This window comes from Streptomyces sp. DSM 106670, from assembly GCF_055792845.1.
Genome location: NZ_CM147704.1, coordinates 7,669,644 through 7,680,956 on the forward strand (window position 1 = coordinate 7,669,644; position 11,313 = coordinate 7,680,956).

Genomic DNA, 11,313 nt, shown 5'->3' on the forward strand with positions numbered 1-11,313 from the left:
GCCCTCCGGCGGAGGTCGTTCAGTGGTCGTCCCAGTGGTCGCCGTGCTGGGCGTGCCGATGACCGTCGTGGACGTAGTCGACGTGGTCCTCGTGCGGTACGGCGATGTGACCGCAGTCCGTTCCGTGCCGGTGCTCGTGTCCGTCGTGCACCGTGTGCGACGTGGTCACGCACTCGTCCGCATGGTCCTCGTGCACCCGGTGCAGGTGCCCGTCGTGCGCGTAGTCGATGTGGTCGCCGTGCGGGATCGCCACGTGGCCGCATCCCGGGGCGTGGGTGTGCGTGTGCGCGGGGTGGGGCTGGTGCGCCGTGGTCGTGGACATCTCGCAGACTCCTTCGCGGGTGGCGCGGGACTGTTCCGCGCAGGCACCAAGGCGGACATATCCTGCTTTTCTCGCAGTTTAAGTCCGCTGTGGAGCTGCTGCCTCCGGGCGCGCCGGACCGGGCCGGCCGCGAGGAGCGGGCGGGGAGCACTACCCCCGCAGGATTCGCGCTCCCCGCCCGGCGTCCCCGGCGTCAGTGCTGCTTGACGCCGCTCACCTCGTCCGGAGCCTTCGGCAGGTCGGCGGAGGCCAGCCGTTCGCCCGACTCGATGTCGATGGCCAGCAGCTTCTTGCCCGAGGGGTCGGAGACGTAGGCCGTGTGGTCGCGTACGAACAGCGCCGGGCGGGGCTGCTGCCAGTCCAGCGGCTCCTGCCACGGGTCGAGCACGGCGATCTTCCTGGTGACCTTGCCCGTGTCGGGGTCGATCACGTGGATGCTGCCGTCGGTGCCCAGCACGAGAGCCTCCCCGTGCGGGCCGCGCGCCAGGGAGCGGAAGGTGTAGCTCGTGCCGATGTCGACCAGGCGCATCGTGCCGGTCCGGGTGTCGATGAGGGACACCTGCTCGGGGCGCTCCAGCTCGGCGTCCTTGTCCTTCTTGTAGTCGCCGAGGACGACGGGCGACTCGTCGGAGCCGGCCTGATTGCCGATCCGGCCGTAGTCCGTCGGGCTCTTCACCTTCTTGACGGCACCGTCCTTGTAGACCAGAACGCCGTCCTCGCAGCCGATGACGACGGCCTCGCCCTGGGCGGTGGCCTCTCCGTGGACGCCGGGGCACTCCTCGCTGCGGGTGATCTCCTTGCGGTCCTTGCCGAGTACGGTGATGCCGACGCGCTTCTCCTCCGTGCCGAGGGTGGTCACCAGCGTGCCGTCGGCGAGCTGGATCGCGACACCGTGGTGCGGGGCCGCGGAGGTGTACGTCTCGGTCTTCGGCTTCGTGTCGCCGAGGTCCTTCGGATCGAGGACCGTGACGACACCGGTGCCGTCGGCGAAGAGAACGGTCCGGCCCGCGTGGCGGACGACGTGGCCCGGCTTGCTGCCTTCGAACTCGACGTCGGTGAGCTTTCCTCCCACCGCGTCGAGCACCTGGAACCCGGTGGCCGTGGAGACCATCACATGGCGCTCGCTGCCTGCGGGATTGACACGGTTGAACCCGGCCAGCGGTATGTCCTTCGCGAGCTTCAGTGTCGCTCCGTCCAGGACGTACAGGCCTCCGTCGTACGTGGTGACGATCGGGTCCTGGATCCGGGCGGCCGGTGAACCCGGCTTCTTCTCCGCGGACTCGGCCGCGGAGCCCCCGGTGTCGTTGCCGCAGGCGGTGAGCGCCAGGGATGTCACGATCAGGGCGGCGACGGCGGCCGTCGTCCTCGGGCGTGCTGCATGCTTCATCAGATGTATGTCCTTCTCCAGTTGTCGCGCGGGGTGCGCGGCAACGCGTTCATTCGGTGGTCAGTCCCGTGGTGATGGACGTGGTGTTGGCGCGCATCATCTGCAGGTAGGTGGCCGCCCCCTTCCCCTTCGCGGTGAGAGATTCGGAGAACAGCGGCACGACATCGACGGCGACGCCGCTCTCGCGTTTCAACACCTGGGCGAGGCGGTCGGGTTGGGAGGAGTCCACGAAGATCGCCCGGACGCCGGATGTCCTGATCGCGGTGGCGAGGGAGGTGAGGTCGGATGCGCTCGGCGACGCGAGCGTGGTCCCGCTCGGGATCACCGCGCCCACGATCCGGAACCCGAAGCGCTGGGCCAGGTAGCCGAAGACGTGGTGGTTGGTCACCAACTGCCGCTGCGAGGGCGGTATGCGGCTGAACTGCTCGTCCATCCACCCGGTGAGTTCGGCGATCCGTGCCCCGTAGGCGGACGCGTTCTTCTCGACCACGGATCCGTCGACCCCGTCCACGTGCTCGACGACGTGCTCCGCGATCAACCCGACGGCGCTGCGGACGCGTTCGGGATCGGTCCAGAAGTGCGGGTCGGGTTCGCGGGCGGATTCGCCGGCCGTGTAGGTGATCGGGTCGACGGCCTCCCCGACCGCCAGGGTGGCGACGCCGGAGTCCACGGCGGCCCGCACATGGCGCAGGACGTTCTCCTCCAGGCCGAGTCCGTTGTGGACGACCAGATCGGCCCGCTCGACGGCTGCCGCCTGCGGAGCCGAGACGCCGAAGGAGTGCGGGTCGGCGTCGGCCTCCATCAGTACGGTCACCTCGGCCTCGTCGCCGACGATGTTCCGGGTGATGTCCCCGAGGATGTTCGTGGTGACGACCACGGAGGCGCGGTCCTCGTCGTTCCCCGTGCATCCGCCCGCTCCCAGGAGCAGCACACCGGCCAGGGTGGCGCGGACGAGACGGGCGGGTGCCCGATGTCTGCGAGGAGCGGCGGCGCAGGTCATCGGCCCGTCTCCACCATGAACGTCGGGGCTATGCCGACCGAGAAGGTCCGGGCGACCCGAAGACGGTCGGCGTAGTCGATCTCGTGGACCTTGCGCCCCGCGGCATCGTTGACGTACGCGCGAGCGCTGTCGACCTCGATCGTCGCGGCCGGCCCGGGCTTCGTGAGGAGCCGCTTGCGGGCGACCGCCTTCTTGGTGGTGAGGTCGTACGCGGTGAGGACGCCGTCCTCGCCGAGCGCGAGCAGCGGTGAACCCTCCCCGGCGGTGTTGGCGGCGACGACCGCGCCCGTTTCGATACGTGTCCAGGTGCGGTCCGTGACGTCGAGGACCCAGACGGCGTCGTCGCCGGAGAGGGCCGCGAGCGTGGTGCTGCCCGGCCGGTGGCGGAAGTCGACGGCCCGCTCCGACTCCGGCGGCTTCGCGCCGTACGGGATCTTCTCGGCTTCGAACGTGCCCTTGTCCTCGCTGACGAGCAGCGCGCCGTCGGCGCATCCGAAGACCACGCCCCGGCGGGTGACCGCCTCGCCGCGCGCCCGGTCGCACGGCTCCTTGAGCACGGTGACGCGTGCGCCCTTGCGGTCGCGAACCTCGACGGTGCCCTCGTCGGCACCCGTCCCGGCGACCAGCAGATGCTCCTGATACGGGACGACCGCTCCGGCGCCCGCGCTGTCCAGCGTGCTGCCGCCGGGAACGCCGCCGTCCTCCAGCTTCGCGCGGTCGAACAGCCGGGCACCGTCCTGGGACGAGACCGCGGTGACGGTCCGATCGCTGTGGATGTGAGCGGCCTCCGTCGTCGTCAGCGGGCCGATGCCGCGGATCGCCGCCCGGTAGTAGTGGACGTGATCGCCGTGGTCCACCGTCCAGGCGCCGGAGTCGAGGACATGGGTGCCGGCGGTGCCGCTCAGAAAGGCGAACCGGCCGTCGGTGCGCAGGTTCCGCGGGCCGCTGACGCCCGCGAGCGGTGTCACGTCCTCGGTGGTCAGGTCCAGAACCTCGACCTTTCCCGTTCCGGCTTCCGCCAGTACGAGGCGGGACTGCTGCTCCGCCGTTTCCTCGGCTCCCTCCACATATCCGTGAGGTGGCGCCGTCTTCGACGCCGCTGGGGCGGACGTGGCGTCACCGCCGCTCCCGCAGCCGGCGAGCAGCGCCGATCCGACGAGGGCGGCGCAGGAGAGCGCCGTGGCGGTACGGGTTTTCCGGAGTCTCATGACAGGTGTCCGCTCTTCGCGTGGGGGCGGTCGGGGGTGGCGGTGGCCGGGGGAGTGGTACGGGCCCGGCTTCGGTGCAGGCCGGAGGCGGCGGTGGAGAGCAGGAACTGGACGACGGCCGTCGCCGCGATGCTCGCCCCGGCAGCCGTGTGCAAGTGCCACGAGAGCAGCAGGCCGATGAAGGTGGCGCTCGCGCCCAGTACGGCGGCGCCGGCCATGATCACCGGGATGCGCCGGGCCCACGGCAGCACGGTCGCGGGCGGTGCGATCAGCAGGCCGAAGACCAGCAGCGTCCCCACCACGTGGAACGAGGCGACGATGGCCAGCGTGAGAAGGGCCAGCAGCGCCGCGTGCGCCCACCGCGGCCGAAGCCCCAGCGTGTGCGCCTTGCGCTCGTCGAACGCCAGGGCGACGAAGGGGCGGTGGCCGAGCACGGAGACCACCAGCGCGATGATCGCGGCGCCGCCGAGGTGAAGCAGGTCGGCCGGGCGCACGGCGAGGACGTCACCGAAGAGAAAGCCGGTCAGGTCGACCGCGAACGACTGCGAGCGCGACACGATGATCACGCCCAGCGACAGCATGCCGACGAACAGCAGGCCGATGCTCGTGTCGTGCGACAGGCGGGGCGACCGCCCGACGACGCTCACGCCGAGGGCCATGACGGCCGCGCTCACGGCGGCGCCGACGAGCGGATTGCCTCCGAGGAGCGACGCGAGCGCGATGCCGGGAAGCATGCCGTGCGACATCGCGTCACCGAGGAACGCCATGCCGCGCAGGACGACCCACGTCCCGGCCAGGGCGCAGATCAGTGACACGAGCAGTCCGCCCCACAGGGCCCGTTGGACAAAGGTCACCTCGAAGGGGCCCATCAACCATTCCATGGAGCGGGACACTACAATGAAAATGATTATCATTCCAAAAACGTGACAGGGAGAGGTCCGGAGCATGCAGTGGCAGGTAAGGCTCGACGCGGTGGCGGCCGGGTATCCGGGCCGGGTGGTCATGGACCAATTCACCGCGCACGTACCGGCGTTCACCACGACGGCGGTGGTCGGCCCCAATGGCTCCGGCAAGTCCACGCTGCTCGGTGTCGTCGCCGGTGTGATCCGGGCGACAGCGGGCCGGGTGGAACACCGGACCGGCCGGCGCGTGGCCTACGTGGCCCAGCGGAGCGGGGCGTCCGATGTGCTGCCGATGACGGTGCGGGACGCGGTGGCGATGGGGAGATGGGAGCGTCAAGGGCTGTGGCGACGGCTGTCCCGCCAGGACCGGGCGGTGGTGGAGGCGAGCATGACGCGACTGGGCATCGACTCACTCGCCCATCGTCAGCTGGGGGAGCTGTCGGGCGGACAGCGCCAGCGTGCCCTGGTCGCCCAGGGGTTGGCGCAGGAGGCGGATCTGCTTCTGCTCGACGAACCGGCCACGGGCCTCGACGCGACGGCGCAGCGGCTGATCGCCGATGTGCTCGCCGAGGTGACGAAGGAAGGCGTGACGGTCGTGCAGGCCACGCACGACCTGGAAGCGGCCAGGTCGGCGGGGCACCTCCTGCTGCTCCGGGACGGGCGGCTGCTCGCGGAAGGAGACCCTGGCGCGCTGCTGACCGACGACACGGTCGCCGAGGTCTGGCAGCTGCCGCGGCGGGTGTGACGGCCGCGGCTGTGATGCCCGCCCACGGGTGAACCCCGCCGACCGGCAGTCCGGTTGGCGGGGTTCACCTGTGCAGCGGGGCCGGACCGGGCGATGCCGTGGCTGCGACCATCGCCCGGCCCGGAGATCAGAGGGGTGCGGTCACCCGTTCCTCGTGTTCGCACGCGTCATCGAGACCGTGGGTCTCCCATTCCGGGAACGGGTCGGCGGCCGTGAACCACGGCTCCTCCTCGGACAGCAGGCACCGGGCGAGGGCCTCGCGCAAGGCGTCCTCGCGCAGGTCCGTGCCGATGAAGACCAGCTCCTGGCCCTGCGTCGTGCCGGCGTCGCGTGCCCCGGAAGGCTCGAAGCGGGCGACCGATCCGGCCTGTGACCACAGCCCGGTCACCCTCGGCCTGCTGGACAGCCAGAAGAAGCCCTTGGACCGCAGGACCTGCCCGTACCGCCCGCTGTCCAGGTCCTCGGTGACGAACGCCCACAGGCGGCCGGGGTGGAAGGGGCGGTCGGCGCGGAACACCGTGCTGGAGATGCCGTACTCCTCGGTCTCCGGCGTGTGGTCGCCGTTCAGCTCCCGGACCCAGCCAGGAGCCTGTTGGGCCCGCTCCAGGTCGAAGAGGCCGGTGCCCAGGACGTCGCCCAGCTCCACGCGCCCCTGGGTGGCGGGCAGGAGGCGGGCCTCGGGGTTGAGGCGGTGGAGCGCCGCGCCGAGCCGTGTCCGCTCCCGCTCGCCCACCAGGTCCAGTTTGTTGAGCACGATGACGTCGGCGAACTCGATCTGGTCCATGAGCAGGTCACTGACCGTGCGTTCGTCGTCCTCGTACTGGTCGAGGCCCCGCTCTGCGAGCCCGTCGCCCGCTGTCAGCTCCGTGAGGAAGCCGGCCGCGTCGACCACGGTGACCATGGTGTCGAGCCGGGCGAGGTCGCCCAGCGTCGCCCCGTCGTCCCGGGGGAAGGAGAAGGTCGCCGCGACCGGCATCGGCTCGGAGATGCCGCTGGACTCGATCAGCAGGTAGTCGAAACGCCCCTCGCGGGCGAGCCGGTCCACCTCTTCGAGCAGGTCGTCGCGCAGGGTGCAGCAGATGCAGCCGTTGGTCATCTCGACCAGGCGCTCCTCGGTCCGCGAGAGCGAGGCGTCGCCCTCGCGGACCAGCGCCGCGTCGATGTTGACCTCGCTCATGTCGTTGACGATCACCGCCACGCGCAGGCCGTCACGGTTGCCGAGGACATGGTTGAGCAGGGTGGTCTTTCCGGCCCCCAGGAAACCGGACAGCACCGTTACGGGCAGGGGGTCCCGCGTCATGAAGGATCAGCCCTCGGGGCGCAGGAGGCCGCGCTCGTAGGCTTTCGCCAGCCGCTGCGGCACCCGGTACACGGAACCGTCGATCGTGACCGGCACCAACTGGGGCGTCACCGCCTTCCATTGGGCGCGGCGGTGACGGGTGTTGCTGCGGGACATCTTCCGCTTCGGGACTGCCATGGGACCACTTTCGTCGTTGGTGGGGAAACGCTATATGAAAACGATAGTCAACACCAAAAGTGGCTGCCGCGCCGGACCGACTCCGGTCCGGCGCGGCTGGATGTCCGCCGCCCGCGGCCGGGCCGTCAGCCGGTACGGGCCGTGGCCGGGCCTGCCGCGTCGAACTGGATCGCGTCCACGTCGAACGCGCCGCCCGACCCCGTCCGGAAGACCAGGTGGAGCCGGTGCGTCCCGCTGATCGGGTCCAGCGGCACGGCCGGGGTCATGCGGTAGTCGTCCCAGCCGTCGGTGGCGGGTACCGGCGTGGTGGCGATCAGCGGGCCGGTCGGCGAGTCCGCCCTCAGCTCGATCGAACCGCCGGAGCTCGGTGCGGAGTACCGGTAGCGCACGGCCTCGGTGCCGGTCAGGTTGATGCCGTCGTAGGCGAGCCAGTCGCCGTCGCTGATGTCACCGATGCGCTTGCCGTTCTCCGCTCCGGACTGCTCGACGATCCTGGTGCCGGACTGCGCGGAGAAGTACTCGGCCTGGCGGTGCCGGGGCTGCAGCACGGCACGGCCGTAGCCGGTCAGTGCGGCGCTGTCCGGTGCACCCTTGTCGACATAGCGCGCGTTGAGCACGAAGTACAGGTTCGCGCCCTCGGGGTGGCCGCCCAGGTCACCGGTCGCGACGGTGCCCTCGCAGCCGGCCTTGTCGGCGGTGGGGTGCTCGTGGTCGTCGTGGCCGAGTGCCGGGTTGAGGAAGACCTGCGAGCAGTCGATCGGGCCGTCCTCGGGGTCGGTGACGGTGATCCGGTACGGAACGGTGTCGCCGAAGTCGATGAGCTTCCCGTTCTCCGGGAGTTCGATTCTGACGGTCGGGGCGGTGTTGCCGACCGTGATCGGTACGTTCGCGAACGCGGTCTTCCCGTCCGGGTCGGTGGCCCTGAGCTGGGCGGTGAACACCCCGTTGGCGCGGTAGACGTGGGTGGGGTCCGGCTCCGTCGAGTCCGTGGTGCCGTCGCCGTCGAAGTCCCAGGCCAGCTCGACCGGCTGGCCGTCGGGGTCGGCGGTTCCGGCGCTGGAGAACTCGACGGTCAGCGGCGACTGCCCGTTGGTCGGGGTGCCGGTCGCCTTGACGACCGGGGCCCGTTGACCTTGGGAGTAGTCGACCCGGTAGAGCCCGGAGTCGTTGTTGCCGCCGCCGAACGAGGATCCCCAGTCCAGCACGTACAGCGAACCGTCCGGACCGAACGTCATGTCCATGGGCTTGGCGAACTTCACCGTGGGCGCGAAGTCGTTGATCTTCAGGAGCTTGTCCTCCGCGTCGAAGCGCATCTCCTTGATGTAGCCGCGGGCCCACTCGTAGAAGAAGCTGGCCCCCTCGTAGTACGCCGGGAACTTGGTCGGCGACGGATTGTCCGGGTCGTAGTGGTACACGGGACCGCTCATGGGCGCCGAGCCGCCCTCGCCCAGCTCGGGGAAGTCCGGGGAGGCGCCGTAGCCGTACCAGACCTCCGGCTGCTGGATCGGTGGCAGGGTGGTCAGGCCGGTGTTGTTGGGCGAGGGGTTCGTCGGCTTCGAGCAGTCGAACTTCGCCCCGACGACCCCGGTGTCCGGGTCGAAGGGCGCGTACGCCTGGTTGTCGCCGTGGCAGAACGGCCAGCCCAGGTTGGCGGCCTGCTTCACTACGTTGTACTCGACGAGTCCCTCCGGGCCGCGGTCGGTCGTCGGCAGACCGCGGTCGGGTCCGTAGTCCGACACATGCACCCAGCCGTTGGCCGGGTCGACGCGGAAGCGGAACGGATTGCGGAAGCCCATGGCGTAGATCTCGGGGCGGGTCTTCTCCGTGCCGGGGGCGAACAGGTTGCCGTCCGGGATGTCGTAGCCGCCGTCGGCCTTCGGCCTGATCTTGAGGATCTTGCCGCGGAGGTCGTTGGTGTTGCCGGCCGTCCGGGCGGCGTCCAGGTTCTCCTTGCCCGGCCGCCAGTCGAGGGGCGCGTAACCCTGCCAGTTGCTGTCCAGGTTCGGCGGGGTGTCGTCGCCGGTGGCGACGTACAGCGAGCCGTCGGGGCCGAAGTCGAGGGCGCCGCCGGTGTGTCCGGGCTCGGGGAAGGTGCGGTCGCGGTAGGCCGGGATGTCGATGATGTCCTGGGCGCTCGCGGTGTCCAGCTCGTCGCCGTTCACCGTGTACCGGGTCACCCGGTTGACGTCCGTGGGGCTCGACGCGGGGGAGTGGTAGAGGTAGATCCAGTTGTTCTCGGCGAAGCCCGGATCGAGCGCCATGCCGACCAGGCCGTCCTCGCCGCCGGTGTACACGTCGAGCTTGCCCGCCGTGACGGTGGTGCCCGTTTCGGGCAGGTGGATCTTGACCTCACCGCTGCGCTGGACGTAGAAGACCCGGCCGTCGGGGGCGACGTCGAGCTGCATCGGGTCCGCGGTGTTGTCGTCCAGCGTGACCTTCTCGAAGCTGTTCCAGACCGTGCCGCCGCAGTCGCCCGGCTCGGCGCCGGCCGCCCACCGCAGGCCTCCCACGATGTGCTCGCGCAGCTCCGGTTCGTCGAACGAGGAGCCCGTGTGCCCCATCGCGGTGGCCCACACCCGGCCGCCCTCGGCGTTGCGGCACCAGGAGATGGGGTGGTCGGCGCCCATCGCGGACCCGCCGGGGTCGTACGTCGTCTCGTCGGCGGTCACCAGGACATGGACGTTCCCGCGCGGATTGCTGTCGAAGTTGTACCACTCCTCGTCCCGCGTCCAGCGCTCGGGCAGACCCTTGGTGGAGGGGTGCACCCGGTCGGCGACCTTGGCGGTGCCGCGCAGCACACCGGGCGAGTGGGCGGGCATATGGCTGCCGCCGTTGACGAGCTCGTCCCACCACGGGAACTCCTCCTCGATGCCCATGTCGAGGGAGTTGTGGATGGCCACCACGCCCTTGCCCGACCGGACGAACCTCTGCAACGCCTCACGCTGGCCCTCGGTGTCCCAGACCATGCCCGAGTTCTGCAGCATGACCAGGGCGTCGAAGGTGGCGAGGTTCGCGTCGTCGAAGACCGCCGGGTCGTCGGACCGCACCACTTCGTAGTGGCCGCCCTCCGCCTCGTCCTCGAACATCTTGACGGCCGACGGGATCGAGTCATGGACGTACCCCACCGCCCTGGTGAACACCAGGGCGCGGAACGTCACATGGGCTTCGGCCTTCTGTGGGGGCGACAGCACCAGAACGGCGAGCGCCAGTGCCAGGACGGTGGCCAGCGGCCGGAGGAGCGCCTGTGGTCGACTTCGGTCGGAGAGCTGCATGTTTCCTCCTCAAGGGGACATGGCTGCTTGCTCGTTCACGCGGAGCCGGTGTCGCCGCCACGGGCCGTGCGGGAAGTGCCGTGCGACGGGAATCCGGCGGGTCGCGGCCTCAGGGTTCGAGCGCGGAGATCGTGCGGCGGAGGAAGCCGATGCCGTCGCGGGCGATGGCGTCCTGGGACTCGGCCAGCGGCCGCCAGATCGAGGCGGCGACGGCGATGGACGCGTTGTGCGCGGTGAACGACTCGATGCACAGCGGACCTTGGTAGCCACACTGCTGAAGGGCCGTCAGAAAGCCGTGCCAGTCCAGGTGATCGGCGCCCGGAGTGCCCCGGTCGTTGGCGCAGACCTGTACATGGGCGATCCTGCCCGCCGCCGCGCGCACCCCGGCGGCGAGGCCGCGCTCCTCGATGTTCTGGTGGTAGGTGTCCAGGCCGACGCCCACCGCGGCCACGGGAAAGGGTGCGATGGCTTCCACGGTCTGTGCGACGGTGTTGAACAGACTGGTCTCGTACCGGTTGAGGGGTTCGACGGCCAGGGTGACATCGTTCTCGCCCGCGTGTGCGGCGACGGGCGCCAGCCCGGACCGGAACTCCTCGACGAGGCGCGCACGTTCATGTTCCGTGCTGCGCCAGGTGCGTCCGACCGCCGCGTACATCGGCCCGATGACCGTCGGTGCGCCGAGCTCCGCCGCGGCGTCCACGCAGCGCCGGAGGTAGTCGGCGGTGCGGGTGACGGACACCGCCGAGGTGTTCACCAGAGCACGTCCGGGCGGCATCACGGCGCAGACGGCCGCCGGTGCCAGACCGTGGTCGGCGAGGACGGCGCGGGCCTGCGCCGGGTCCCAGTCGTCCGGTTCCTCCAGCGGCAGTTCGACCGCCTGTGCGCCCGTTTTCGCGATCACCGGGGCCAGTTGACGTAATCGGTCCAGGTCCAGCGGAGACGTCCAGATCCAGGTGTTCACACCGAGGACGAACACGGCTCCTCCTTGTCTATGAGGCGT

General features: G+C 70.3%; 10 protein-coding genes. 1 reads left to right on the top strand and 9 read right to left on the bottom strand.

Features of this window, described 5'->3' with window-relative positions; genetic code table 11:
• Positions 1-19: 19 nt before the first annotated feature.
• The 5 genes from ACSMXR_RS33910 to aztB all read right to left on the bottom strand — a co-directional run bounded on the left by ACSMXR_RS33910 (position 20) and on the right by aztB (position 4,798).
• Complete coding sequence (locus ACSMXR_RS33910) at positions 20-322, bottom strand: hypothetical protein (protein WP_381908893.1); 303 nt, start codon at positions 320-322, stop codon at positions 20-22.
• Positions 323-515: 193 nt separating this feature from the next.
• Entirely contained in the window at positions 516-1,709 is a 1,194-nt protein-coding gene (aztD, locus tag ACSMXR_RS33915) for a zinc metallochaperone AztD (RefSeq protein ID WP_137228111.1), read from the bottom strand.
• A 49-nt stretch (positions 1,710-1,758) separates the two neighbouring features.
• Positions 1,759-2,709, bottom strand: coding sequence for a zinc ABC transporter substrate-binding protein AztC (gene aztC / locus ACSMXR_RS33920; protein WP_473170646.1), 951 nt, complete (start codon positions 2,707-2,709; stop codon positions 1,759-1,761).
• On the bottom strand, positions 2,706-3,917 hold the full coding sequence (locus ACSMXR_RS33925; protein WP_473170647.1) for a hypothetical protein: 1,212 nt from the start codon (positions 3,915-3,917) through the stop codon (positions 2,706-2,708). Before ACSMXR_RS33925 ends, aztC begins: the two co-directional genes overlap by 4 nt.
• A complete protein-coding gene (gene aztB / locus ACSMXR_RS33930; protein ID WP_473170648.1) occupies positions 3,914-4,798 on the bottom strand; it encodes a zinc ABC transporter permease AztB in 885 nt (294 codons plus the stop codon). Before aztB ends, ACSMXR_RS33925 begins: the two co-directional genes overlap by 4 nt.
• A gap of 64 nt (positions 4,799-4,862) precedes the next feature.
• Here aztB and aztA point away from each other — a divergent pair, with 64 nt between their 5' ends.
• Positions 4,863-5,564, top strand: coding sequence for a zinc ABC transporter ATP-binding protein AztA (gene aztA / locus ACSMXR_RS33935; protein WP_473170649.1), 702 nt, complete (start codon positions 4,863-4,865; stop codon positions 5,562-5,564).
• 127 nt (positions 5,565-5,691) lie between these two features.
• Here aztA and ACSMXR_RS33940 read toward each other — a convergent pair whose 3' ends face one another.
• The 4 genes from ACSMXR_RS33940 to ACSMXR_RS33955 form a co-directional block, all read right to left on the bottom strand.
• Positions 5,692-6,864: a GTP-binding protein gene (locus ACSMXR_RS33940; RefSeq protein WP_473170650.1), complete on the bottom strand. Its 1,173-nt coding sequence runs from the start codon at positions 6,862-6,864 to the stop codon at positions 5,692-5,694.
• A gap of 6 nt (positions 6,865-6,870) precedes the next feature.
• Positions 6,871-7,041, bottom strand: a complete 171-nt coding sequence (rpmF, locus tag ACSMXR_RS33945) for a 50S ribosomal protein L32 (protein WP_030081698.1) — start codon at positions 7,039-7,041, stop codon at positions 6,871-6,873.
• 125 nt (positions 7,042-7,166) lie between these two features.
• Positions 7,167-10,313, bottom strand: coding sequence for a ThuA domain-containing protein (locus ACSMXR_RS33950; RefSeq protein WP_473170651.1), 3,147 nt, complete (start codon positions 10,311-10,313; stop codon positions 7,167-7,169).
• A 109-nt stretch (positions 10,314-10,422) separates the two neighbouring features.
• Entirely contained in the window at positions 10,423-11,289 is an 867-nt protein-coding gene (locus tag ACSMXR_RS33955; protein WP_473170652.1) for a sugar phosphate isomerase/epimerase family protein, read from the bottom strand.
• Between the last annotated feature and the right edge of the window lie 24 nt (positions 11,290-11,313).